The organism is Robiginitalea aestuariiviva, assembly GCF_029537735.1.
GTDB lineage: Bacteria > Bacteroidota > Bacteroidia > Flavobacteriales > Flavobacteriaceae > Robiginitalea > Robiginitalea aestuariiviva.
The window spans coordinates 1,276,293-1,299,509 of the sequence record NZ_JARPUQ010000002.1; the positions used below are offsets into that span (position 1 = coordinate 1,276,293).

25 protein-coding genes are annotated in these 23,217 nt (G+C 55.1%); 15 read left to right on the forward strand and 10 right to left on the reverse strand.

Translation table 11 applies throughout. The annotated features are described in order from the left end of the window. Positions 1-621 (forward strand): IMPACT family protein, encoded by a 621-nt coding sequence (locus tag OZ410_RS12530; RefSeq protein ID WP_277708320.1) that lies wholly within the window; start codon positions 1-3, stop codon positions 619-621. Here the strand turns inward: OZ410_RS12530 and OZ410_RS12535 are convergent. Then, entirely contained in the window at positions 618-1,013 is a 396-nt protein-coding gene (locus OZ410_RS12535; protein ID WP_277708321.1) for an acyl-CoA thioesterase, read from the reverse strand. The two genes, OZ410_RS12530 and OZ410_RS12535, sit on opposite strands and share 4 nt — an antisense overlap. A 203-nt stretch (positions 1,014-1,216) precedes the next feature. On the opposite strand from OZ410_RS12535, the gene dnaA reads away from it, so the two are divergent. Genes dnaA through OZ410_RS12550 form a run of 3 tightly spaced genes read left to right on the forward strand, consistent with a single transcriptional unit; the run spans position 1,217 to position 3,833 of the window. Next, positions 1,217-2,641, forward strand: a complete 1,425-nt coding sequence (gene dnaA / locus OZ410_RS12540) for a chromosomal replication initiator protein DnaA (protein ID WP_277708322.1) — start codon at positions 1,217-1,219, stop codon at positions 2,639-2,641. A gap of 4 nt (positions 2,642-2,645) precedes the next feature. Then, on the forward strand, positions 2,646-3,104 hold the full coding sequence (locus tag OZ410_RS12545; protein WP_277708323.1) for a low molecular weight protein-tyrosine-phosphatase: 459 nt from the start codon (positions 2,646-2,648) through the stop codon (positions 3,102-3,104). A 3-nt stretch (positions 3,105-3,107) separates the two neighbouring features. Next, positions 3,108-3,833 (forward strand): SAM-dependent methyltransferase, encoded by a 726-nt coding sequence (locus tag OZ410_RS12550; protein ID WP_277708324.1) that lies wholly within the window; start codon positions 3,108-3,110, stop codon positions 3,831-3,833. Between the two features lies 1 nt (position 3,834). On the opposite strand, the gene OZ410_RS12555 is transcribed toward OZ410_RS12550, so the two are convergent. The 4 genes from OZ410_RS12555 to dapF form a co-directional block, all read right to left on the reverse strand. Continuing rightward, on the reverse strand, positions 3,835-4,476 hold the full coding sequence (locus tag OZ410_RS12555; RefSeq protein WP_277708325.1) for a hypothetical protein: 642 nt from the start codon (positions 4,474-4,476) through the stop codon (positions 3,835-3,837). A gap of 147 nt (positions 4,477-4,623) precedes the next feature. Then, a complete protein-coding gene (mltG, locus tag OZ410_RS12560; protein ID WP_277708326.1) occupies positions 4,624-5,667 on the reverse strand; it encodes an endolytic transglycosylase MltG in 1,044 nt (347 codons plus the stop codon). Continuing rightward, a complete protein-coding gene (locus tag OZ410_RS12565) occupies positions 5,657-6,199 on the reverse strand; it encodes a GNAT family N-acetyltransferase (RefSeq protein ID WP_338156659.1) in 543 nt (180 codons plus the stop codon). Before OZ410_RS12565 ends, mltG begins: the two co-directional genes overlap by 11 nt. Then, positions 6,190-6,960, reverse strand: a complete 771-nt coding sequence (gene dapF, locus OZ410_RS12570; RefSeq protein ID WP_277708327.1) for a diaminopimelate epimerase — start codon at positions 6,958-6,960, stop codon at positions 6,190-6,192. The genes OZ410_RS12565 and dapF overlap by 10 nt, the downstream gene beginning before the upstream one ends. Positions 6,961-7,082: 122 nt before the next feature. On the opposite strand from dapF, the gene OZ410_RS12575 reads away from it, so the two are divergent. From OZ410_RS12575 to rplS, 6 genes are all read left to right on the forward strand, one after another. Next, positions 7,083-8,471, forward strand: coding sequence for a trypsin-like peptidase domain-containing protein (locus tag OZ410_RS12575; protein WP_277708328.1), 1,389 nt, complete (start codon positions 7,083-7,085; stop codon positions 8,469-8,471). A gap of 121 nt (positions 8,472-8,592) precedes the next feature. Further along, positions 8,593-10,041, forward strand: a complete 1,449-nt coding sequence (locus OZ410_RS12580) for a glyceraldehyde-3-phosphate dehydrogenase (protein ID WP_277708329.1) — start codon at positions 8,593-8,595, stop codon at positions 10,039-10,041. A gap of 134 nt (positions 10,042-10,175) precedes the next feature. Further along, entirely contained in the window at positions 10,176-10,784 is a 609-nt protein-coding gene (locus OZ410_RS12585) for a tRNA (guanine-N1)-methyltransferase (RefSeq protein ID WP_277708330.1), read from the forward strand. 9 nt (positions 10,785-10,793) lie between these two features. Beyond that, complete coding sequence (locus OZ410_RS12590) at positions 10,794-11,237, forward strand: GNAT family N-acetyltransferase (RefSeq protein ID WP_277708331.1); 444 nt, start codon at positions 10,794-10,796, stop codon at positions 11,235-11,237. A 5-nt stretch (positions 11,238-11,242) separates the two neighbouring features. Next, positions 11,243-11,923, forward strand: a complete 681-nt coding sequence (gene trmD, locus OZ410_RS12595) for a tRNA (guanosine(37)-N1)-methyltransferase TrmD (protein ID WP_277708332.1) — start codon at positions 11,243-11,245, stop codon at positions 11,921-11,923. Between the two features lie 125 nt (positions 11,924-12,048). Next, positions 12,049-12,399, forward strand: a complete 351-nt coding sequence (rplS, locus tag OZ410_RS12600) for a 50S ribosomal protein L19 (protein ID WP_277708333.1) — start codon at positions 12,049-12,051, stop codon at positions 12,397-12,399. A 127-nt stretch (positions 12,400-12,526) separates the two neighbouring features. Here rplS and rocD read toward each other — a convergent pair whose 3' ends face one another. After that, positions 12,527-13,804, reverse strand: coding sequence for an ornithine--oxo-acid transaminase (gene rocD, locus OZ410_RS12605; protein WP_277708334.1), 1,278 nt, complete (start codon positions 13,802-13,804; stop codon positions 12,527-12,529). 169 nt (positions 13,805-13,973) lie between these two features. Here rocD and rlmD point away from each other — a divergent pair, with 169 nt between their 5' ends. The 3 genes from rlmD to OZ410_RS12620 are packed head-to-tail and all read left to right on the forward strand — an operon-like array spanning position 13,974 to position 16,690. Further along, positions 13,974-15,389, forward strand: coding sequence for a 23S rRNA (uracil(1939)-C(5))-methyltransferase RlmD (rlmD, locus tag OZ410_RS12610; RefSeq protein WP_277708335.1), 1,416 nt, complete (start codon positions 13,974-13,976; stop codon positions 15,387-15,389). A gap of 13 nt (positions 15,390-15,402) precedes the next feature. Beyond that, positions 15,403-15,933, forward strand: a complete 531-nt coding sequence (locus OZ410_RS12615) for a DUF6452 family protein (protein WP_277708336.1) — start codon at positions 15,403-15,405, stop codon at positions 15,931-15,933. Next, positions 15,914-16,690: a DUF6048 family protein gene (locus OZ410_RS12620; RefSeq protein ID WP_277708337.1), complete on the forward strand. Its 777-nt coding sequence runs from the start codon at positions 15,914-15,916 to the stop codon at positions 16,688-16,690. Before OZ410_RS12615 ends, OZ410_RS12620 begins: the two co-directional genes overlap by 20 nt. Here the strand turns inward: OZ410_RS12620 and OZ410_RS12625 are convergent. Continuing rightward, positions 16,687-17,829, reverse strand: a complete 1,143-nt coding sequence (locus tag OZ410_RS12625; RefSeq protein WP_277708338.1) for a THUMP domain-containing class I SAM-dependent RNA methyltransferase — start codon at positions 17,827-17,829, stop codon at positions 16,687-16,689. The two genes, OZ410_RS12620 and OZ410_RS12625, sit on opposite strands and share 4 nt — an antisense overlap. Before the next feature lie 73 nt (positions 17,830-17,902). Here OZ410_RS12625 and OZ410_RS12630 point away from each other — a divergent pair, with 73 nt between their 5' ends. Then, positions 17,903-18,586 (forward strand): ZIP family metal transporter, encoded by a 684-nt coding sequence (locus OZ410_RS12630; RefSeq protein WP_277708339.1) that lies wholly within the window; start codon positions 17,903-17,905, stop codon positions 18,584-18,586. Positions 18,587-18,645: 59 nt separating this feature from the next. Continuing rightward, positions 18,646-19,557 (forward strand): ThuA domain-containing protein, encoded by a 912-nt coding sequence (locus OZ410_RS12635; protein ID WP_277708341.1) that lies wholly within the window; start codon positions 18,646-18,648, stop codon positions 19,555-19,557. A 2-nt stretch (positions 19,558-19,559) separates the two neighbouring features. Here OZ410_RS12635 and trhA read toward each other — a convergent pair whose 3' ends face one another. From trhA to OZ410_RS12650, 3 genes are read right to left on the reverse strand one after another with little or no spacing between them, the layout of a single operon-like run. Next, positions 19,560-20,189 carry a PAQR family membrane homeostasis protein TrhA gene (gene trhA, locus OZ410_RS12640; RefSeq protein ID WP_277708342.1) on the reverse strand — a complete coding sequence of 210 codons (630 nt, stop codon included), beginning with the start codon at positions 20,187-20,189 and terminating at the stop codon, positions 19,560-19,562. 51 nt (positions 20,190-20,240) lie between these two features. Beyond that, positions 20,241-21,575 carry an amidohydrolase family protein gene (locus OZ410_RS12645; RefSeq protein ID WP_277708343.1) on the reverse strand — a complete coding sequence of 445 codons (1,335 nt, stop codon included), beginning with the start codon at positions 21,573-21,575 and terminating at the stop codon, positions 20,241-20,243. Then, entirely contained in the window at positions 21,572-22,906 is a 1,335-nt protein-coding gene (locus OZ410_RS12650; protein ID WP_277708344.1) for a hypothetical protein, read from the reverse strand. Before OZ410_RS12650 ends, OZ410_RS12645 begins: the two co-directional genes overlap by 4 nt. Positions 22,907-23,217 lie beyond the last annotated feature (311 nt).

Sequence of the window (23,217 nt, forward strand, 5' to 3'; positions counted from 1 at the left end):
ATGGAAAAATCGCCCCAACCCTACCGTACCCTGTCCGCTCCCGCCGGTCCTGTGAACTATAAGGAACGGAAAAGTCGATTTATGGGCTATGCCTACCCCTGTGCCACCGCCGAGGAGGCCAACACCCATGTTCAGGCGTTGCGCAGCCAGTACCCCGATGCCACCCATGTCTGTTATGCCTACCGGCTGGGGCCCGGTACCGGGCAGGTGCGGATGCAGGACGATGGCGAGCCTTCCTATTCGGCCGGGGCGCCTATCCTGGGGCAGATAGAAGCCTATGACCTTCACTGTGTATTGCTCTGCGTTGTTCGCTATTACGGGGGTGTTAAACTCGGGGTAGGCGGCCTGATCCAGGCCTACCGGGAAACTGCGCGGGAAACCCTGGAAGCCGCTGAAACCCGGGAGGTGGTGCCCCGCGTACGGGCATTCCTGGAGTTTGGTTACGAAGTTTTGGATGCGGTGATGCGCTGTATTTCACAACACCAGTTGGAATTGCTGGAGCAGGAAATGGCATTACGGTGTGCGGTAGTGGTGGGGATCCCTGCTGAAAAGGCGGAAGTGGTCCGGCAGACCCTGGAGGCCATTGCGGGGGTGGAGTACCAGATCCGGACCGGGTTTTAGGCGAGTTTTTCCATCAGATAGGAGGGGCAGCGCATGGGCCTGCGGGTCTGCTGGTCCAAAAAGGCCAGCGTGGTTTCCGCCGTGGCCAAAAGCCCTCCGGATTCGTCCAAAATTTCATACTCAAAATCAATCCGAACGGTAGGTATTTTTTTAAGGCGGGTGACCACGGTTATCTCCTGGTCATAAACGGCCGGTCTTTTGTAATTCAGGTTAAGGGAAACTACAGGAAGGATACACCCGGAATGCTCCATTTCCGCATACGAAATTCCCAGGGCCCGGAGCCACTCTACCCTTCCCATCTCAAGGAATTGCGGGTAGTTCCCGTGATAGACCACACCCATCTGATCGGTTTCGCCATAGCGGATGCGGAAAGAAATTCGATGTTCGAACATAAAATATCGGTGAAAAAAGGTTACCTTTAAAAGGAAGGCTGAGGGGCCGAGAACTTCTGAAAAAAAAAGCAAAAATTCAACCCTGTATCCATTTTTTTTTTAGGTTTTTTGTCCACATATTTGTCTCACTCAGGAAGGGCGGTTGTACTGTCCTTTTTTCTACTAGTCAACTCACTCTAACCGACCGATAAGGAACCTAATCAATGAATGTTTCTGCCGATTCCGTATGGAAAAATTGTTTAGCTTTTATAGAGGACAATATTCAGCCGCAGGCATTCAAAACCTGGTTCCTTCCGATCAAGCCGGTTAAGCTCTCCGAAAAATCCCTCAGCATACAGGTGCCCAGCAAATTCTTTTACGAATGGCTGGAGGAACATTACGTAAAGTTGCTCAAGGTAGCCCTGACCCGGGAACTGGGAGAGGGCGCCAAACTGGTCTACGTGATCAAGATGGAAAACACCTATGGCAACCGGGAGCCTTTTACCGAAAAGATTCCAAGTGCCAACCGGGGGCAGGTAGGCCCCCAGGAAATGGATGTGCCCATCAAGTCCAAGAGCCCGGAGCTCAAGAACCCTTTCGTGATCCCCGGCATCCGGAACATCAAGATCGAGTCCCAGCTGAACCCCAGCTACAATTTCGAGAACTTCCTGGAAGGGGATTCCAACCGCCTGGCCCGTTCCGCGGGGCTGGCCGTGGCCAACAAGCCGGGAGGCACCTCCTTTAACCCCTTGTTGATCTTTGGTGGGGTGGGGCTTGGAAAAACCCACCTGGCACATGCCATTGGGGTGGAAATCAAGGATAAGTATCCGGAACGCACCGTGTTGTATATCTCGGCGGAAAAATTTACCCAGCAGTATATAGAGTCGGTCAAGAAAAATACCCGGAACGACTTTATTCACTTCTATCAGCTCATCGATGTGCTGATCATTGACGACGTACAGTTCCTCTCCGGCAAATCCGGCACTCAGGATGTCTTTTTTCACATCTTCAACCACCTGCACCAGAACGGCAAACAGGTGATCCTGACCTCGGACAAGGCGCCCGTGGACATGCAGGACATCGAGCAACGGCTCCTTTCCCGTTTCAAATGGGGGCTTTCCGCAGAACTGCAGAGCCCGGACTACGAGACCCGGGTGTGCATCCTGAAAAACAAGCTTTACCGCGACGGGGTGGAAATGCCCGAGGATATTGTGGATTATGTGGCCAAGCACATTAAAAGTAATATCCGGGAGCTGGAAGGCGCCATCATCTCCCTGATCGCCCAGTCTTCCTTCAATAAAAAGGAGGTTACCCTGGACCTGGCCCAGCAGGTAGTGGAGAAATTTGTGAAGAACACCAAGCGCGAAGTCTCCATCGACTACATCCAGAAAGTCGTTTCAGACTACTTCGAAATGGATGTGGCCACCCTGCAGTCTAAGACGCGGAAACGGCATATTGTACAGGCCCGCCAGCTGGCCATGTTCTTCGCCAAGAAATACACCAAGGCCTCCCTGGCCAGTATTGGCTCCCAGATCGGAAAACGGGACCACGCCACCGTACTCCACGCGTGTAAAACGGTAGACAACCTGGCCGAAACCGACAAGCAATTCCGGAAGTACATAGACGACCTGAACAAGAAATTCTCCTGAACCCATGCCGGTAAAGGTTTTGATGGTATGCCTGGGGAACATCTGCCGCTCCCCCCTGGCCGAGGGCATAATGGCATCCCTTTCGAACCCCGACCGGGTTGTGGTAGACTCTGCCGGGACGGCCGGCTATCACGTGGGTAACCCTCCCGATCCCAGATCCATAGCCGTGGCTGCTGCACACGGGATTGATATCGGCAGGCAACGGTGCCGTAAATTCCAGGCTTCAGATTTTGAGGAATTTGATTATATTTTTGCCATGGATCTGGAAAACCTGGCCCACATACGGGAAATGGCCCGCAATGCGCGCGAGCGGCAAAAGGCCTCCCTATTGCTGGAAGCCGGGGGTTTTGGTAAAATGGAGGTTCCGGACCCCTATTACGGAGGGGAGGACGGGTTCCAGTACGTGTATGACCTGATTGAACAGGCCTGCCGGAAGATCCTGGAACACCTAGAAAGGAACTGAGCCGTGGAAACGACCCAAAACACCGCCCCCGGAAAACTCTACCTCATCCCTACCCTCCTGGGGGAGAATGAGCCCCTGGAGGTACTGCCGATGACCATCAAACAGGCGATCGAAAACATCGACACCTACATTGTGGAAAACGAGCGAACTGCCAGGCGTTTTATCAAAAAGATCACCCCCCGTAAATCCCAGCCGGACCTACAGTTCTTCCTGTTGAATAAATATACGGATGCGGAATTGTTGCCGGAATTCCTGCAACCCTGCCTGGAAGGCCGGGATTTGGGCGTGCTGTCGGAAGCGGGCTGCCCGGCCATTGCAGATCCCGGTGCCGTCATTGTGGCCATGGCCCATGAGTTGGGCATTCAAGTGGTACCGCTGGTTGGGCCTTCCTCTATAATCCTGGCCCTGATGGGCAGCGGCCTTAACGGCCAGTCTTTTGCCTTTAACGGGTATCTCCCTATTGAACCGGCCGAGCGGCGCAAGGCGCTGAAAGCACTGGAAAAACGGTCTGCCGACCTGGGTCAGAGCCAGATATTCATGGAAACACCCTATCGGAACGACAAACTGGTGCAGGAACTACTACGCGCCTTAAAGCCAGGAACGCGGCTGTGTATTGCTGCAGACCTGACCCAGAAAACGGAATACATCCGAACCCACACGGTGGCGCAGTGGAAAAACGGGGCGCCCGAGCTGCACAAACGCCCGGCCATTTTTGTACTGCTGGCCTGACCTAACGGACTTTGGGGTTCTTCAGGGCTTCAATATGGGAAATGTCGTACCCCCGGAACTTTTTGAGGTAATGTGAAATGCTGGTGCCGTAGGCATCCACCACATCCCATTCGCCCCAGGAACGCAGGTACTTCTTGACATTGCCTGCCCCGGCCAGGTGTGCCGCAGCCAGGATCCCGGATTCGGTAACCTCTACCCCCCTGATGCGTTTGCCCACAAAGCGGGGAATATCGCGCCTCAGGATCCACTTGTTGCGGGCCAGGTTGGTCTCGAAGACCTTTTCCTGCAACTGGGGAGATTCCAGAAACCGGGTGGCATTGTATACCCCCATTAACTGCAGGGTGCCGATGCCAAACTGGTACTTCCCGAGGTAGCCCAGGGTATTTGTCGTGAAATAGTCCCCTCCGGATTCCTTAAAGCCCAGGGCCTCCCTGAACCCCATAAAAGACGTGCCTATAAACGGGGGGACAGGTTGGGCAGGGCTGAAATCAGGGGTCAATTGGGGCTGTAAAACTTCAACCTGGGCCGTAACGCGCAGGGATTCCGGAACCCGGAACCGCCCGGAGCGGTTGCTGGCGAGATTGAAGTTCAGGAAGGTAAAGAGCATGATAAGAGGACTACTAAAGCCAATCCACCTTTTCATATATGTGTTTTCTTAAGACTGACAAGGCCTGAACCTTTGCTTAAATTTCTCGGTACAAAGATAGGGGCACCCCAATGGGGAACCGCCAAGATTTTCTTAAAAAGGCCTAAATTCTAGATAAATGGTGTGATTTCTCCGCTGAACGACTTATCGGCGGATATTTTGCTGGTCGATCCAGCGGATGTATTGCGCTTTATTCCGGTTGTGTTGAGCCAGGGTTTCCGCAAAAATGTGATACCCGAAATTTTCAACATCCGCCACAAAAAAGAGGTAATTGTGGCGCTCCGGGCGCAGCACGGCATTCACGGCCGAAAGGTCGGGCATAAAGATGGGCCCGGGGGGCACCCCTTTGTGCATATAGGTGTTATAAGGGCTGTCCAGCTCCAGATCCTTATAGAGGACCCTTTTGATGACCGTGTCCCAGCGGCCGGTGGTTTTCTTAATGGCAAAGATCACCGTAGGGTCTGCCTGCAGGGGGATCCCCTGCTTCAGGCGGTTCAGGTATACCCCTGCTACCCGCGGGCGTTCTTCGGGCCGGGCAGTTTCCTTATGCACCACTGCCGCCAGGGCTATGGCCTGTTCGGGCGTAAGCCCCTGGGCCCTGGCCAATTGTTTCCGCTCTTCGGTCCAGTATCGGTCGTACTCCTTAAGCATCCGGTCCCGGAAGGCTTCGGCATCCGTATTCCAGTAGAACTCATAGCTGTTGGGCAGGTAAGGCAACAGGGCCTGGTCCTGTGTCCATCCCCGTGCCTTCAGGAATTCCGGGTCGGTCATGGCTTGCAAGAGGGAGGCGCTGTCCGCCTCGATCTGGGCCCCGATGCGGCCCGCAAGGTCTTCCAGGCGCTCCTGGTTGTTGAAGGAAACCGTGAGCGGGGTATTGCGGCTGCGCAGGGCATTGACGATTTCGTTGTTGTTCATGCCTCTTTCCAGGGGGTACCTCCCGGGGCGTACCCGGTCTGCATACCCCTTCCGCCTGGCCACGGCGTCAAAAGCATCCGAATCTTTCAGCAAGGGCTGCAGTTGCTCCAGCACAGCGGCATAAGATGCATCTGTTGGCACATATACGTAAACGGTTTCTTCGGTGAAGGCCGTGTTGGCGTTGAAAAAAGTACGGTATACCATGGCGGCAAAAAGCCCGCCCCCGATGATGCCCAGCAGGACTATGATCCCCAGGATGCGCTTAATGTACATTTGGATTGAATTTTTGAAAAAAAACTTCGTCCCGGAACCCGTCGGCGGTCCGCAACCAATCTTTCCGGATGCCCGTCTGCTCAAAGCCGAGCTTTCGGAACAACTTCAGGCTGGGGGCATTGGTGGCCCCTACCCCGGCGTATACCTGGTGCAGCCCCAGGGTGTCAAAGGCATAGGCGCACAACAGCTCCAGGGCTTCTGCCCCATAACCCCGGTTGCGCGAAGCCGACTCGGCAATGACGATCCCCACCCCGGCCCGCATGTGCCTGGGGTCAAAATCGAACAGGTCGATCAGCCCGATACCCGGGCCCTCTGCCTCCCGGCCAATGACCAGGCGTAACTGCTTCACTTCGTAGATATCCCTGTGGGCTCCCTCCAGGTATTGTTGGAGTACCTTCCTGGAATACGGGGTCAGGGTCCCGCTGATCTCCCAAATCTCCGGGTCGTTTTCCAGGGCGTACAGGAAATCCAGGTCGGCAGGTTCCAGGGCCCGCAATACGAGATGTTCACCTTGCAGGGCCTTCACGGACATTCCCCTTTAAAGACCTGCGTTGCAGGCCCGGTTAACCAGATATCCGTATATCCCCCATTTTCGCCGGGTTGAAAAGCTACCTGCAATTCCCCGCCCAGGGTTTCCACCCGGGAGGCCATCTGCTGCAGGCGTCCGCCCGCGTGCATGGCCAGAACAGCAGCCGTAACCCCGGTACCGCAGGAATAGGTCTCATCCTCCACGCCTCTTTCATAAGTGCGCACCCGAAACCCCCCGCCGGCGCCCTGGGTCACAAAATTGATATTGCTGCCGGCCTGTCCGTACAGGCTGTACCGCAATCTTTTTCCCTCCCGGAATACATCCAGGTGGTCCAGGTCCTCTACCCACTGTACGTGGTGGGGCGAACCCGTATCCATAAAGGTGTACTGGGGTTTCATGCGCACCTGGGCCACATCCCCCATCTTCAGGGAAACGCCGGAGGCGGTAAACACCGCCTCATGCAGGCCGTCCGAAGCCAGGAAACGGCATTGGTCCCCCACCATGCCCAAAAAGCGGGCAAAGGCGGCGGCGCAACGCCCGCCATTTCCGCACATGCTGCCGGGATGGCCGTCTGCATTGAAATACACCATTTCGAAATCCACGCCCGGAGCTTCCCGCAGCAGGATAAGTCCGTCTGCGCCAATCCCGAAGCGGCGGTGGCAAAGCCCGGCTACATACGCCGCATCCGTTTCCGGGAAGGCGTTAAGGCGGTCGTCCACCATGATAAAATCGTTGCCTGTGGCCTGGTATTTGTAAAATTCCATAAGGGTCGGAAATCCCCACAAATATACACTTTATAGGTGCCCCGGTTGCCGTTAAAATGGCGTTAAACCAAAATAAAATGCGCGCATAACTTGTAATTTAGGGGGTCAAAACAAACAACCGTATGAAAAGAATCGCCGGATTATTTTTCATTGCCCTGCTCTCCGGGGCCATAACCCTGGGGGCCTATATTTTGTTTTTTGAACCCCATAGGCCCATCCTGGCCGAGGCCTCAGAGGCCCTTCCGGTATGGCAGGCCAGTACGGCCTCCCCGGCAGCGACTGCTGCGGCCGACGGGGTAGACTTTACCTATGCCGCTGAAAACACCATAAACGCTGTGGTGCACGTCAAAAACCTGACCCTGAGCCGGGGTTCGGTAAACCTGTTCGATTTCCTTTACGGGTATGAAGAGCGGGCCCGCCCACAGGTCGGGACCGGCTCCGGGGTTATCATTTCCCCGGAAGGGTACATCGTGACCAATAATCACGTCATTGCCCGGGCCACCCAACTGACCGTAACCCTGAACAACAACAAGACCTACGAGGCCAACGTGGTGGGAGTGGACCCGAATTCCGATATCGCCCTTTTGAAAATACAGGTGGATGAACCCCTGCCCTACCTCACCTTCGGGGATTCGGACCAGGTACACATCGGGGAATGGGTCCTGGCCGTAGGGAACCCCTATAACCTGACTTCTACCGTAACCGCGGGCATTGTGAGTGCCAAGGCCCGCGACCTGGGGCGCAATCAGTCTTTTATACAGACCGATGCCGCGGTGAACCCCGGGAACAGCGGGGGCGCCCTGGTCAACACCAAGGGCCAGCTGGTGGGCATCAACACCGCCATCACTTCCCAGACCGGTTCCTATATCGGGTATTCCTTTGCCGTACCCAGCAATATTGCCCGCAAAATCGTGGAAGACCTGCTGGAATACGGGGATGTGCAGAAAGGCATCCTGGGGATCGAATCGCCCCGCCTGGATACGGAATACGCCATCAAAAACGGGATAGACGAAATTGACGGGGTCTATGTAGACGGCATCGAGGAAGATTCCGGGGCCCAGCGGGCCGGCCTGGAACGCGGGGATGTGATCCGAAGCATCGATGAAGTCCGGATTCGAAAATGGTCGGACCTGGTGGGCTATATAGCCACAAAACGCCCGGGAGATACCGTGGCTGTTGCCCTGGTGCGCAACGGCAACAAAATGGTAGTACCCGTGGAGGTGCGGGAACGGCAAACCGCGGTGCTTCCGCGCCTGGGGCTTACCGTCAAAAACCTGTCGGACCGGGATAAGGAACGCTACGGGGTGAACTCCGGGGTAAAAGTGATCGGTGTACCCGAGACCTTCCGCCGTTACGACCTCACCGACAAAATTATCCTGGCCCTGGACGGGCAGCCGGTAAACAATATCGAGGATGCCCAGGAACTCTTCAGCCGCATCTCCCGATACAGCAATACTAGCATCACTATGCTGGACGAAAATGGGCAGCGCGAGCGCTTTATTTTTCAATAGCCCTTTACGATATTCGCAATATGACCCGCCCTATCCGGCGGGTTTTTATTATTCTGAAAATTTATATTACGAAAACGTTTGAAATGTATAATTTTGCCCCGAATTTCAAACGCCTTACCCTATGAGCCCGAACAGCTATGAAAAGGAGCTGGCCTTCCAGGCAGACCGCCGGAAAGCGACCACCGAATTCATCAAAATCGTAAGCGACCTCTGGTACGACAAAGCCATTGAGGTAGTCCTGTTCAAAAATCAGATTATTGACCGGAATGTCAGTGAGATCATCAACCTCCATGAATACGCCGGGCAGTTTGTGCAAAAACCCATTTCCATCTTTGATTCGGTGGAAATCCTGCGCGCCATAGGGGACATCCAGATGCCACCCTCCAAGCTGGACATCGGGAAACTCACCTACGAATACCATTCGGACGACAACAGCAATTACCACGACGCCAAGGCCTTTGTACTGGACAAGCTCAAGGATGCCTCACAGACCCCTGAAATTGCCCCCAAGGATGTGATCCTCTATGGCTTTGGGCGTATCGGGCGCATCCTGGCCCGGGAACTGATGGCCAAGACCGGGAAGGGCAGCCAGCTGCGGCTTCGGGCCGTGGTGACCCGCGGCAGCCTGGATAAGGAAATCCTGGAGAAACGCGCCATGCTGCTGCGTACAGATTCCGTGCACGGCCCCTTCTCCGGAACGGTGGAAGTGCATCCGGACATCCCGGCCTTACAGATTAACGGGACCACGGTCCATATGATCTCGGCTTCCGACCCCGCAGCGATCGACTATACGGAATACGGGATTGCCGATGCCTTGCTGATTGACAATTCCGGGGCCTTCCGGGATGCGGAGAGCCTGGGACGCCACCTGCAGGCCAAAGGGGTTTCCAGGGTATTGCTAACCGCCCCGGGGAAAGGTATCCCCAACGTGGTCCACGGGGTAAACCATATGGAGGTAGACCCCCAAGAAACTAAAATCGTATCCGCGGCCTCCTGTACCACCAACGCCATCACCCCCATCCTGAAGGTGGTGGAAGACTCCCTCGGAATCCGCAAAGGCCACCTGGAAACCATCCATGCCTATACCAACGACCAAAATCTGGTAGACAACATCCACAGCAAATACCGCCGCGGCAGGGCGGCCGCGATGAATATGGTGATTACCGAAACCGGGGCCGGCAAAGCCGTGGCCAAAGCCCTGCCTTCCCTGGAAGGCAAGCTCACCTCCAATGCCATCCGGGTTCCGGTTCCCAACGGCTCCCTGGCCATCCTGAATCTGGAAGTAAAGACTAAAACCACTGCGGAAAGCCTGAATACGATTATCAAGAAATACGCCCTGGAGGGCGACCTGGTGGAACAGATCAAATATTCCCTGAGCAACGAACTGGTGTCTTCCGATATTATCGGCACCTCGGCCCCGGCCATTTACGACAGCCGGGCCACCCTGGTAGCCCCGGATGGGAAGGGCCTGGTACTCTACATCTGGTACGACAACGAATTCGGATACGCCCACCAGGTGATCCGCCTGGCCAAGTATATTGCCAAAGTGCGGCGGTATACCTATTACTAAGGGTTGCGGGGATTTGGCGGAAAGTATTGGCGACATGAACCAAGCGGGCGAATTCCTCGTATATGTTTTAGAAATTGCACCGAATGAAGTACTTTAGCCCCACCTTGAATCGCAAAACCCCAGTTTTTTCCGCCATGAAATTCAGCACCTTATTCCTATTTGCGGCACTTTTCGGAATGACCCTGGCACAGGCCCAGGATGCGGACGACACCTCCCTGGACGGGGGCACCATTGAAAGCCAGTTCGAATATATCTTTGACCGGTCGGGCAACTACAGTGCGGAGGGCAGGCGATATGAGGTGGTACGCGCCATTTCCCTGGACAAACTGCGGAACAATGTGCTGGACAGCCTGAATGCGGCCCGCCGCGGGGCAACGGAATTGCAGGCTACCATCAGCAACCAGCAGGCTACCATCACCGACCTGAATTCGAAGCTGGAGGACACCACGGCCCGGCTTACGGAGGTTACGGAAGAAAAAGACAGCATGTCCTTCTTCGGGGCCCAGTTGTCCAAGGCCACCTATAATATCATCTTGTGGACCATCATCATAGGGCTGACCCTATTGTTGTTTTTCTTCATCTACAGGTTCCGCAGCAGCAATACCCTGACCCAGGAGGCCAAGTCCAAACTGGCAGACCTGGAACTGGAATACGAAAACCACCGGCGCCGGGCACTGGAGCGGGAGCAACGCATCAGCCGACAGTTGCAGGACGAGATCAACAAATACAAGAAGGGGAAATAATCCCGCACGATGCGCATAGCCCAGGCCACCCTTCAGGATTTGGACCTCTTGGTCCCCCTGCTGGACGGGTACCGGGTGTTCTACAAGCAGCCGTCCGATAAACGGGCCGGCCGCAGTTTTCTCCGGGCGCGGCTTCAGGCCGGAGATTCTACTATATTCCTGGCACAGGATGGCAATGCAGCCATCGGGTTTACACAACTCTATCCTTCTTTTTCCACGGTGAGCCTTTGCCCGGTCTATATCCTGAACGATTTATTTGTCCTGCCAGGTGCCCGCGGCAAGGGTGTTGGCGCAGCCTTACTAACCTACGCCCAGCAATGGTGCCGGCAACGGGGCGGAAAAGGCCTGGCCCTGGAAACCGCTGTGGACAATCCGGCCCGGCAACTCTATGAGCGCCTGGGGTGGCAGAAGGATACGCATTGTTTTCACTATTTTTGGATCGCCAACCCGTAGTGTCCATGCGCATCGATATTGTTACCGTCCTTCCCGAACTCCTGGAGAGCCCATTTTCAGCCTCCATTATGCAACGCGCTATCGACAAGGGCTTGGTGGAAGTGCATTTCCACCAACTGCGCGACTATGCCGCCAATGCCTACAAACAGGTAGACGACTACCCATTTGGTGGCGGGGCCGGGATGGTCCTTATGGCGGAACCCATCGATAAATGCCTTACGGAACTCACCGCCCAGCGCTCCTACGACGAGATCATCTATATGACGCCCGATGGGGAGCCCCTGAGGCAACCTTTGGTGAACCGGCTTTCCCTGACCGAAAATTTGCTGATCCTCTGCGGGCACTACAAGGGGGTGGACCAGCGCATCCGCGATTTGTGGGTAACCCGTGAAATTTCCATTGGGGATTATGTGCTATCCGGCGGGGAATTGGGGGCGGCCGTGCTGAGTGATGCCATAGTGCGCCTGCTACCCGGGGTACTGGGAGACGAAACCTCCGCCCTGACCGATACCTTCCAGGACAACCTGCTGGCCCCGCCCGTCTATACCCGCCCCAGGGTCTTTAAGGGGATGGAAGTCCCGCCTGTACTGACCAGCGGGCATGCCGCCAAGATCGATGCCTGGCGGGAGCAACAAGCCTTTGACCGCACGCGGGAGCGCCGACCGGACCTGCTGGATGAGGCCTGAGCCCTTCCAAAATCTTCCGAAAATGCTTGCGGGTTGCGAATTATCGCTTATTTTTGCACACGATTTCGGATCAACCTCTGACGAGGTACGTGCATGTTGATTCGGATTAACCTCAATGAGATAACATGGAATCCTTAATCAATTTTGTAGAGAGCGAATTCATCAGCCGGAAAGATTTCCCGGAATTTTCTGCCGGAGATACCATTACGGTGTACTATGAAATCAAGGAAGGCGAAAAGACACGGACCCAGTTCTTCCGCGGAGTGGTTATTCAGCGGCGCGGCAGCGGAGCTACCGAAACCTTTACCATCCGTAAGATGAGCGGTACCGTGGGTGTGGAGCGGATCTTCCCGATCAACATGCCCGCCCTGCAAAAAATTGAAATCAACAAACGCGGAAAAGTACGCCGGGCGCGTATCTTCTACTTCCGCGGGCTCACCGGGAAAAAGGCACGTATTAAAGAAGTGCGTTCCTAATCCGGGTTCAATCAAATTCAAAAACCCTGCAGCCAAGCTGCAGGGTTTTTTTGTGGATGGTTACAGGGGCACCCCCTCCCGCCCGCAGACAAGATCGGAAACTCCCCTGCAAACGGCAATCAGGATATCAGGGCTTTTTAAACTCAAGCAGGGTCTTGCGGATAATACCCACACATTCCTCCAGCTCTGCCTCCGTCATAACCAAGGGCGGGGCGAACCGGATAATGTTGCCGTGGGTAGGCTTGGCCAGCAGCCCGTTTTCTTTCAGGGCCATGCAAATTTCCCAGGCGGTGGAGCTGTCTTCGGTGTCGTCTATGACAATGGCATTCAACAGGCCTTTTCCGCGTACCAGCCTTACCCAATGGGTTTCGGCAATGATTTCTGCAATCTGTGCCCGGAACTTTTCCCCTAGTTTTCGGGCCCGTTGGGCCAGGTCTTCATCGCGGACTACGTCTAAGGCAGCCATGGCCACGGCACAGGCCAGGGGGTTCCCGCCAAAGGTAGAACCGTGGTTGCCGGGGCGGATGACTTCCATAATCTCCTTTCGGGCCAGGACGGCGGACACCGGGAACACGCCTCCGGAAATAGCCTTCCCAAGGATCAGGACATCGGGTTTAACCTGGGGCGTGCCGCTGCATTGCCCTTTGGGGCAGCTGCAATTCCCACAGGAGGCCAGCAAACGGCCGGTACGGGCAATACCCGTCTGCACCTCGTCCGCAATAAGCAACACATTGTGCGCCTTACAAATCTTGTGCGCCTGTTCCAGGTAATTGTCGTCCGGCACATAAACCCCGGCTTCCCCCTGAATGGGTTCTACCAGGAAGGCGGCCACATGTTCGTCCATAGCTGCCTCCAGGGCTTCCAGGTCGTTATACCGGATGGAGACCATCCCGGGGGTAAACGGCCCGAAATTCTCGGTCGCCACAGGGTCGTTGGAAGCGGAAATGATGCTGATGGTGCGCCCGTGAAAATTATTCTGGCACACGATGATCTTGGCCTTGCCGGCCGGGATGCCCTTTTTTTCGTACCCCCATTTCCGGGCCAGTTTGATGGCGGTTTCCACAGCCTCGGCCCCGGTGTTCATGGGCAGGACCTTATCGAAGCCGAAATATTCACAAAGATACTTTTCGTATCGCCCCAGCTGGTCGTTGTAAAAGGCGCGGGAGGTCAGGGTAAGTTTTTGCGCCTGGGCAGTCAGGGCCTCCACAATACGCGGGTGACAGTGCCCCTGGTTTACCGCGGAATAGGCCGACAGGAAATCGTAATACCGGCGCCCTTCCACATCCCAGACAAAAACCCCTTCGCCCCTGCTGAGTACCACGGGCAGCGGGTGGTAGTTTTGAGCCCCGTACCGGGCTTCCAAAGCCATGGCTTCGGCTGAATGTTGTTTTTCCACAACTGACATAACGTTGCTTTTTCAAATTAAACCATAACCATTCCTGCTTAAGGAGAGAAATCATCCGGGAAGTGGGCTAAAGGTACAAATTCTCCCCGGGATCGCGGTATCCCCAACATGTATTGAATGCGAAGCTTTCCAGCCTGCTGCGTCCCAAAAAAGAACGTATTTTTGCGCCATGCGTAAACGAAAAAACCTTCCGGAATTCGGGAAGCTACAAGTAACCGGGGCTGGAAGCCGGGGCAAGTCCATCGCCAAAGCGCCAGATGGCCGGGTGGTATTATTACAGGGTGCCGTACCCGGCGACACGGTCCGGGCCCAGGTTTATAAAAAACGGAAAGGGTTTTACGAAGCCCGGGTACTGGAAGTCCTGGAACCCTCTCCCCACCGCATCGCCCCCAGATGCAGGCATTTTGGTACCTGCGGGGGTTGCAAGTGGCAGCATATGGCATACCAGGAGCAATTGCGGCACAAGGCGGAGGAGGTCGAAAACAACCTGAGGCGTATCGGGAAGGTGGATCTCCCCGACATCCTGCCTATCCTTCCGGCCCCGGAAACCTTCCATTACCGCAATAAAATGGAATTCTCCTTCTCCTGCAACCGCTGGCTGGAGCCCTGGGTAGTGGAACAGGGCAAACCCCTGGAACACCGCAACGGCCTGGGGTTGCATATTCCGGGTATGTGGGACAAAATCCTGGACCTTGAAGAGTGCTATTTACAGGCCGCACCGTCTGACCACATTCGCCTGGCCATCCGAAATTTTGCCCTGGAGCACGGCTACAGCTTCTTTGACCCCCGCAGCCAGCAAGGCCTGCTGCGCACCCTGATGATCCGCAATACCGATGCCGGGGATTTTATGGTGCTGATACAGTTTGGGGAAGACGACCCGCAGCGGCGGAACCCCCTGCTGGATTATCTGGTGGCTGCTTTCCCGGAGATCAAATCCCTGTATTATGTGGTCAACCAAAAAGGCAACGACACCCTCTATGACCTGGAACTGACCTGCTATCATGGAGAGCCACATATCACAGAGGTCATGGAAGACCTCCGGTTCCGTATTACGCCCAAATCGTTCTATCAGACCAATTCGCGCCAGGCCCTGGAGTTGTACCGGGTGGTGCGACGCATGGCCGGCCTGAGCGGGGAGGAATGGGTGTATGATCTGTATACCGGCCTGGGGACCATCGCCCAGTTTGTGGCCCGTCAGGCCCGGGGCATAGTTGGCATTGAAGCCGTGCCCGAGGCGATTGAGGCGGCCAGGATCAATGCAAAGGAAAACGGCATTGAAAACATCTCCTTTTTTGCCGGGGATATGAAATCCCTGTTCACCGATGCCTTTGTGGCCGAACACGGGAAGCCCGACGTCGTCATCACAGACCCCCCAAGGGACGGGATGCACAAGGATGTAGTGGCCCAGTTGCTTAAGCTGTCCCCCAGTCGTATTGTGTATGTGAGCTGTAATAGTGCCACACAGGCCAGGGACCTGGCCTTAATGGACGAGACCTACCGGGTGGTGGAAGTGCAACCCGTGGATATGTTCCCCCACACCCATCACGTGGAAAATGTTGTACTTTTACAACGCAAGGCCCCCTAAAACCTGCTTATCTATGCGCCTGAAAACGTACAGGGCCACGGCCCTGAAAATGTTTGTTTTTTTGTTCGCCCTGCTGGCCCTCCCGCTTTTTATGGGGTGTGAAAAGGACGATATCTGTGTGGATGGGGACACCCCCTTGCTGGTTATCCGGTTTTATGATATGGCAAACCCCGGAACCCCCATGGCGGTAAACCGGCTCCGGGTAGTAGGCGCCGGGCAAGCCGACCCCGTAGACACCTTTACAGACCGCTCCAATCTGGATTCCATCGCGATTCCCCTGCGTTTGGATGCCCAGCGTACCAGTTTCGCCTTTATCCAGGATTCGGAAGACAGCGACGGCCAGGACCTAGGCAATCCGGACACCCTGCACTTCGATTATGAACTCCTGGAAGTTTATGTGTCCCGGGCCTGTGGTTTTGTAGGGCAGTATGAAGGGTTAAGCGCTACCCTGGAAGCAGATGGCACCCCCTGGATCGATAGCGTACATGTCAATATCCCCTCGGTTACAAATATGCAGCTAGCTCATGTCTCGATTTTTCATTAACCTGATATGGATAGGGGCCTTACTGCCCCTGGGCCTTTTCGGGCAGGAGTCTTCCGGGGCAGACAGCCTGGGTCGCAGCCAGAAATACGGCCTGCGCGTTGGGGTGGACCTGAGTCGCCCGGTTCGCGGACTGCTGGACGACACCTACCAGGGGCTGGAACTTACCGGGGATTTCCGGCTTTCCTACAAGTGGTACCTGGCCGCAGAGCTGGGCAATGAATCCTGGGAAGTTTCGGAATTGCTGGACAATACGGACCAGGTAAACATACAGAACCTGTATACCTTCACCAGCAGCGGGAGTTACCTGAAGGCCGGTTTTGATTACAACACCTACGAGAACTGGTATGGGATGAATAACAGCATCTTTGCCGGGGCACGGGTTGGTTTCAGCTCCTTTAGCACAGATCTGGATTCCTACTCCCTCTACAACAGTAACCGCTACTGGAACCCTGAAGGATTTCCCGCCGGATCCGGGGCTCCTCAAAATTTGAGCGGGCTAAATGCCGCCTGGGTAGAAATGTTGCTGGGGGTTAAGGCCGAACTTTTTGCCAACCTGTACCTGGGTGCCAGCGTGCGAATAGGGATGCTGGTGAGCCGCAAGGAATCAGACGTTATGCCACACATCTGGATCCCCGGGTTTAACCGGGTTACGGAAGGGAGTAGTTTCGGGGCCGGCTTCAATTATACCCTCAGTTACCTGATTCCCTTGTACCGCAAAAGCAAAAACCGGGATCCCGAGGCGGGTGAACCCCCCTAAACATCCTGGTATTTCGCTTTTTTACTGCCCGAATAGATGTCGAACCGGGCCAGGCGGGTTTCAATACTGCCATTATAAAGTTTGATTTTTCGGGAAGCGCGTAGACCCACGTGCTTCACATGTTCCGGGTCGCCCAGCAGGAACCAGGCTACCGTTCCGGGGTAATGCTGTTTCAGGGTATCCCCTACCCGGCTGTAAAAATGGACCGGATCTACTGTTAGCCGTTGCCCGTAAGGCGGATTGCATACCAGGTGGAGGGGGTAATCGCTCTGTTTTTCGGTTTTGAAGAAATCGGTTTGCTCCAGGTGGATGTAATCCTCCAGGTTGGCGTTTTTTACATTTTCCCGGGCTTTGACAATAGCGGAGGGAGCCTTATCATACCCCTGTATCCGAAAACGAAAATCCCGGACCTTTTTGATGCTGGCGTCATAGATGACTTTAAACAGGGCCGGGTCGTAGTCCCTCCAGCTCTGGAACCCGAAATGCCTGCGGTTGATCCCCGCCGGGATGTTGCAGGCAATCATGGCCCCTTCGATCAGCAGCGTTCCGCTACCGCACATGGGGTCCAGCAGGTCGCATTGGCCCCGCCATCCGCTCAGCAAGAGCATCCCGGCAGCCAGCACCTCGTTTAAGGGGGCTTTGTTGGTTATGGTCCGGTACCCGCGTTGGTGGAGGGAATCTCCGGAACTGTCCAGGGACAAGTGGGCATTCTGCCCCTGGATGTGCAAGTGGATGCGCAGGTCCGGCCGGGCCACGGAAACGCTGGGGCGCCCGCCGGTTTTTTCCCGGATCTGGTCCACAATGGCATCCTTTACTTTCTGGGAAACAAACAGGGAATGGGAATAGAGGTCGCTCTGCAGGACCGTGTCGACTACAAAGGTCATCTCCGGGGTCAGGTACCGGGTCCAGTCGGTTTCCCGGATCAGGTCGTACAGGGCTTCCGGGCGGTGGATTCGAAAATCCCGGATGGGCATCAGCACCCGCAGGGCCGTTCGCAGGTTCAGGTTGGCCTTATACATAAAGCCTAAATCCCCTTCGAAAAAGGCACAACGTACCCCGGTGCGCACCTTCCCAGCCCCGAGGGCCCGCAATTCACCTGCCAGTATCTCCTCAAACCCGTACAGGGTTTTGGCTACCATCCTGAAATTTCCCGCCATATCACATGAATCATAAACCCCAAAAATACGCTATTTTTACCGGGAACATTTTCCCATGTACGCTATCCCCTGGCCCCTTATCCTTCCGGTCCTTGCCGTGGTACTCAGTTTTGCCTGGCTGTACGCCTTTAAACAGCGCAACCCGGGCAATTATGCCCTGCTGCTGGCGTTCAGCGGTGCCTTCCTGCTGGCGGTAACCCTGTTCGAACTGCTGCCGGAAGCCTATGCCTCCGGTTCCCCCCGAACGGTCGGGCTGTTTGTTGGGGTGGGCATCCTGCTGCAGATTGTACTGGAAACCTTCTCCCAGGGGGCCGAACACGGGCACGTGCACGGGCATGGCCGCAACGGCCCGTTTCCCTGGCTGCTTTTTGGCAGCCTTTGTCTGCATGCGTTGTCGGAAGGCCTCCCCTTAATGCATGCCAAGGGATTTTTATGGGGCATTGTAGTCCACAAGATTCCTGTAACCCTGATCATTGGCGGGTTCCTGTTGCGTAAAGGGTGGCCCCGCACGCATACCTGGGGCTTTATCGGGTGCTTTGCCCTGATGACCCCCCTGGGGGCTTTGCTGGGCGCACACCCATTGGTCGCATCGGCTTATGCCTACCTCCTGCCCCTGGTAATCGGGATTGTCCTTCACGTTTCCACGATAATCCTCTTCGAAAGTTCGGAAGGCCATGCCTTTAATTGGCGTAAGCTCGGGGTGATTATCCTGGGGATGGCCCTGGGCTACCTGATCTGATCAGAGCCGATTGTTCGGGAAGCCGTATCTTGGAGGATATATCCAAAAACTCGTATCATATGGCCCTACGACTCCGATTGTTGCTGTTGCTCCTCTCAGCAAGCCTGGCCGCCCAGGACCTGGAACCTTTTGAACTTACCCCGCAGTGGCTGGCCAAGATCGAGGCTCTGGCTCCGGAACCCGGGGATTCGGGGGAGTCAGGCCAACGCATCCTGATTTTTTCCCTGGCAACGGGATACCAGCACTGGGCCATTCCCCATACGGAGGCTGTAGTCCGCATACTGGTAAAGCGTTCAGGGGTAGCCACCTGTACCACCACCCGGGACATCGGATATTTCGAAGCAGACCAACTGGCCGGGTTTGATGCCGTGGTGCTGAACAATACCTGCCCGGAGCGGGATTACCGGGATATGTTTTACGATGTGTTCCGCAAAGACAGTACCCTGAGCGAATCGGAGCGCAGGGCCAGGGCTGCATCCCTGGAAGCCAACCTGATTGACTATGTGCGCAAGGGCGGCGGGTTGGTACTCCTGCACGGAGGGACCACCATGCAACTAAACTCGATGGCCTTCAGCGAAATGACAGGCGGCAGTTTCGATTACCACCCGCCCCAGCAACCCATGACCCTTCGCGTGGCGGATCCACAGCACAATATCACGACCCCCTTCAGTTCCGGGTCTTTTACCCTTATCGACGAACCCTATTTCTTTAAAAATGCCTATGCCCAAAAGGCGTTTAAACCCCTGCTGGCCATGGATGCCGGCACCCTGACCGGGGTGAAACAACCGGTAACAGACCCCGTGCGTTACGTTTCCTGGATCAAAAGGTTTGGTAAGGGCCGGGTCTTTGTGAGTGCCCCCTCCCATAATGCACAGGCTTTTGAAAATCCGGAGTTTCTGGCTTTCCTGCTTCAGGGTATGCGGTATACGCTGGGGCAAATCTCGGCGAACGATGAACCCCTTAGGGATTAAGTCTATTCCGGAAGAATCCGCCAGATCAGAATCCAGTGGCACGCCGCCCCGCAGAGCACAAAGAGGTGCCAGATCATATGGTTGAACGGGATTTTGCGAATGGCGTAAAATAAGATACCCAGGGTATAAAACAGGCCACCGCCCATAAGCCAGAACTTCCCCCAGTATCCGATGGCTTCGGAAAGGGCATTCAGGTCTATTACGATCAACCAGCCCATTATCAGGTAGAGCAGGAGGGAAAAGATTTCAAAACGCCCGGTAAAGAAAAGTTTAAGGATGGTCCCCAGGCCTGCAAGGCCCCAAACCAACCAAAGTAACAGGGGGCCCTGGCTATCGGCCAGGGTGATCAGGGCTACGGGGGTGTAGGTGCCGGCAATGAGGTAATAAATGCTGATGTGGTCCAGGATACGCAATTTGCGTTTGCGGGCCGGGTGTGCCACGGCATGATAGGTGGCCGAGGCGCTGAAGAGCAGGATTACGGACAGGCTGTAAATCCAAACCGCTGTGGCCGCCACGGAACCCGCCTCTACGCGGCCCAGCATCCAAACGGCTCCGGCCACCCCAAGCAGGGCGCCCAGCAAATGCGTGCCGGTATTCCAGTGTTCTTCGTCCCTGTAACTGATCTTAAACATAGGCCTTTGTTGTCCTTCGCCCAATACGCCTGCAAAGGTACTACTTCCGGCCTATTTGTAGCGGGTACCGTGCTTGATAACCAGCTTTACATCCTGCAGCAGACTGATGTAACGCAACACGTCTCCGTCCACCGCAATGATATCTGCATATTTGCCCGGGGTAATGGTGCCAACCTGGTCTGCAACCCCCATCCACAGGGCGGGCCAGTAGGTAGCCGAACGAATGGCATACATAGGGTCGATGCCGAATTCGTTCACCCACACGTCCAGTTCATTCCAGGTAGACTGGCTGTGGAATTTCATGGGGATCCCGCTGTCCGTGCCAATGAGCAGGACTACCCCGGCATCCAGCAATTGCTGTACCTTGGTTTGTAGCGTTGGTTTGCGGGATGGGGTGAGCTGGAAATAGGGCAGGCGGTCCGGGTGGGCAAAGCTCTGGCGGATATCGGCTATGATACTGTCGGGCAGCCCCAGGTGCCAGGAATCGTTGTCGAGCTTTTCGGGGTTGTCCCGCACGTATTCGTAATTGTAAAGTCCCTCCACGGTCGGGCACCAGAAAAGGGGGCCTTTATTCATCTGGGCGGTGCGCTCACGGATCATCTCCATGATGTCGTCCGGGTAGTAGGGCGCAGAAGATAGCCCGGTGTGCTCAAAACAGTCTACCCCAACCTGCAGGCCCCGGCGAATTTCTTCCGGCCGATGCCCATGGGCCACTACCTTCAGGCCTGCTTTGTGGGCCTCGCTGACCACGGCTTCCAATTCCTCCATACTCATCTGGTCCTGGTCGATCAGCTTGATTACGTCCACCCCGGCGCGCGCCAGCTGGCGGATCTTCTTTCGGCCGTCGTCCGCACCATAAACCCCCCACCGAAAGGCCTCCGTCCCCGGGTAGGGGCGATGTTGGATAAAGGGCCCCGAAACGTATAGGGTAGCCCCGGGGATCTCCCCCCGGTTAATGCGGTCCCGCACCGAAATACTCTCCTCCAGGGGGGCACCCAGATCACGGGCGCTGGTTACCCCGGCCATCAGGAGCTGGTGGGCGGAAGACGGCATAATCACATCCCCGAAAAGGGGTGGGTAGGTCTTATCCCAATGGTCGTAGTCTGCATGGCCGTTAATCATAGTGTGCACGTGCATATCCCAGAGACCGGGCAGCACACTCATCCCTTCGGTTGAGATCACTTCTGCCCCTTCCGGGATGGACAGGGTTTCTACCGTTCCTACCGCACGTATACGCTCCCCTTCTATAAGAATTACGCTGTTCTGTATAGGGGTAGAGCCAAACCCGTCAATGAGGGTGCCCCCCACCAGGGCCTTAACGGGTTGGGGCTGGGCACCAACCCAAAGGACTGCGAGCAGCATCGGGACTAAAATCTTGTTTTTCATGGAGTAATATGTTGGATGGGTACGGGATTCGGGTAATACCAAAATGGGATTCGTATAATCGTCCGGAGATAAATACTGTCGCCATCGTGGTCTTTGCGTTGTACGCGTAACAGGTGCTTTCCCCTTGGGACTCCGGCCAGGTCCAGATAGGTTTCGTATCCCATCTGTTTGCGGGCATTCACGGCAAAAACCAACTCCGGTTTGTAGTCTGTACTATCTACAGAAAGGGTGTACATGTCTTCCAGGGTTTCCAGGTAGGTGCGCAATTTGTTGCTGCGGCCATTTACGGTCCCTTCGGAGAATATAGAATACAATCCTCTGAGGTCTTCCTCAGGCTTCAGGTCTTTCTGAAAATAAAAGACATCGTCTTCCACAGAACTGCCGTATACGATAAATACATTCAGGTAAGGGTCCGATATCACCTTGGAAGGGATGGAGGCCCGATCCACAAAAGCGGTTTCATCATCCAGGGTATCCAGGTAATTGGCCTTACTGGCAGAATAGTCCGTAGCATTTAACTTCCGGTCCAGATAATTCGAGGTGCTGAAGCCGGTACCGGCAAGGATTACAATTCCCAGGTACAAGGGGACCACAAGCCAGTTCAGGCGCTTCCCAAACCGGGTGTCCAGGAAGTTATAGACCATAGGACGATATAAAAAGGAGAGGGTCAGGTATTTAAACACCCAATAAAACGGATAATAGATACGGGCAATCCATGTTATCCGCTTTAGCCAGCCCTGGGTAGCAAAGTCAATAAAAGTCAGTATCATCCCCAGGGCCAGAAAAATAATCATGGGTATAATGACCCAGGACCTCAGGGCATTGGAAAGGTCGTCCTGATCAAGCCATAATCCCAGCAGTGTAAAACAACACACCAGGATTAGTAATCCAAGCAGGTAAAATACCAGTAAAAATGTCACCGCGAAGATTACACTGCAATATTTTTCCAGCGTCGCTACATAGTTGTCGAAGGAACCCACCCGGCGCTGAAGGTGACGGGTGAATTTTGGGCTGTAACGCAGTTTGTCGTAATCAATTTCACCGGACACGTATCGCAACCCTATGGCACCGATCCACAGTCCCCTGAGTATTACATGTGCTATAAGATTTATCGTAATGATATACCAGGAAACTTCCAGCCCCTGAAACAACAGTTTACGGTACAGGTTGTTGTCGTTGTCGGCCTCCATCCCGGCAAGCTCTATGGGGCCGATAATGGCAAACAACCCATAGATGGCAAATCCGGAAATGATAAGCTCCAATTGCCAGCTCTCCTGCTGTAAGACATCCAGCCACTTCTTGAATTTGGCATCCTGGGGGTTATTGCTCATCGCCCGTCATTTTGATACGACTAAAGATAGCAGAAAAAAGCAGCTGTTACGAGCCTGCGATCCAGAGCAGACCTGTTAGGTGGATTCTTGCGACAGCAACAGCCCATTGCTGCAGCGGGTTTTCATTTTGGGGAGGTAGTTTCCCCCCGGGGGCGGGGTGCGCTGCTGGGATATTGCAGCCCTGGTGGCTACCTTGGGCCTTAAGGGGGCGGGGGCGTACCCCGGAACAATTCATAATGTGCTTTATAACATTACATTGCACGCTCCTAAACCCTTCCCTTCTGCGCGTAACGCATGCACCGCATTGCTTT

Excerpts from the sequence above, each read along its gene's own strand:
- OZ410_RS12530 (WP_277708320.1), top strand. The coding sequence starts at position 1 with ATGGAAAAATCGCCCCAACCCTACCGTACCCTGTCCGCTCCCGCCGGT.
- OZ410_RS12535 (WP_277708321.1), bottom strand. The coding sequence starts at position 1,013 with ATGTTCGAACATCGAATTTCTTTCCGCATCCGCTATGGCGAAACCGAT.
- dnaA (WP_277708322.1), top strand. The coding sequence starts at position 1,217 with ATGAATGTTTCTGCCGATTCCGTATGGAAAAATTGTTTAGCTTTTATA.
- OZ410_RS12545 (WP_277708323.1), top strand. The coding sequence starts at position 2,646 with ATGCCGGTAAAGGTTTTGATGGTATGCCTGGGGAACATCTGCCGCTCC.
- OZ410_RS12555 (WP_277708325.1), bottom strand. The coding sequence starts at position 4,476 with ATGAAAAGGTGGATTGGCTTTAGTAGTCCTCTTATCATGCTCTTTACC.
- mltG (WP_277708326.1), bottom strand. The coding sequence starts at position 5,667 with ATGTACATTAAGCGCATCCTGGGGATCATAGTCCTGCTGGGCATCATC.
- OZ410_RS12565 (WP_338156659.1), bottom strand. The coding sequence starts at position 6,199 with ATGTCCGTGAAGGCCCTGCAAGGTGAACATCTCGTATTGCGGGCCCTG.
- dapF (WP_277708327.1), bottom strand. The coding sequence starts at position 6,960 with ATGGAATTTTACAAATACCAGGCCACAGGCAACGATTTTATCATGGTG.
- OZ410_RS12575 (WP_277708328.1), top strand. The coding sequence starts at position 7,083 with ATGAAAAGAATCGCCGGATTATTTTTCATTGCCCTGCTCTCCGGGGCC.
- OZ410_RS12580 (WP_277708329.1), top strand. The coding sequence starts at position 8,593 with ATGAGCCCGAACAGCTATGAAAAGGAGCTGGCCTTCCAGGCAGACCGC.
- OZ410_RS12585 (WP_277708330.1), top strand. The coding sequence starts at position 10,176 with ATGAAATTCAGCACCTTATTCCTATTTGCGGCACTTTTCGGAATGACC.
- OZ410_RS12590 (WP_277708331.1), top strand. The coding sequence starts at position 10,794 with ATGCGCATAGCCCAGGCCACCCTTCAGGATTTGGACCTCTTGGTCCCC.
- trmD (WP_277708332.1), top strand. The coding sequence starts at position 11,243 with ATGCGCATCGATATTGTTACCGTCCTTCCCGAACTCCTGGAGAGCCCA.
- rplS (WP_277708333.1), top strand. The coding sequence starts at position 12,049 with ATGGAATCCTTAATCAATTTTGTAGAGAGCGAATTCATCAGCCGGAAA.
- rocD (WP_277708334.1), bottom strand. The coding sequence starts at position 13,804 with ATGTCAGTTGTGGAAAAACAACATTCAGCCGAAGCCATGGCTTTGGAA.
- rlmD (WP_277708335.1), top strand. The coding sequence starts at position 13,974 with ATGCGTAAACGAAAAAACCTTCCGGAATTCGGGAAGCTACAAGTAACC.
- OZ410_RS12615 (WP_277708336.1), top strand. The coding sequence starts at position 15,403 with ATGCGCCTGAAAACGTACAGGGCCACGGCCCTGAAAATGTTTGTTTTT.
- OZ410_RS12620 (WP_277708337.1), top strand. The coding sequence starts at position 15,914 with ATGTCTCGATTTTTCATTAACCTGATATGGATAGGGGCCTTACTGCCC.
- OZ410_RS12625 (WP_277708338.1), bottom strand. The coding sequence starts at position 17,829 with ATGGTAGCCAAAACCCTGTACGGGTTTGAGGAGATACTGGCAGGTGAA.
- OZ410_RS12630 (WP_277708339.1), top strand. The coding sequence starts at position 17,903 with ATGTACGCTATCCCCTGGCCCCTTATCCTTCCGGTCCTTGCCGTGGTA.
- OZ410_RS12635 (WP_277708341.1), top strand. The coding sequence starts at position 18,646 with ATGGCCCTACGACTCCGATTGTTGCTGTTGCTCCTCTCAGCAAGCCTG.
- trhA (WP_277708342.1), bottom strand. The coding sequence starts at position 20,189 with ATGTTTAAGATCAGTTACAGGGACGAAGAACACTGGAATACCGGCACG.
- OZ410_RS12645 (WP_277708343.1), bottom strand. The coding sequence starts at position 21,575 with ATGAAAAACAAGATTTTAGTCCCGATGCTGCTCGCAGTCCTTTGGGTT.
- OZ410_RS12650 (WP_277708344.1), bottom strand. The coding sequence starts at position 22,906 with ATGAGCAATAACCCCCAGGATGCCAAATTCAAGAAGTGGCTGGATGTC.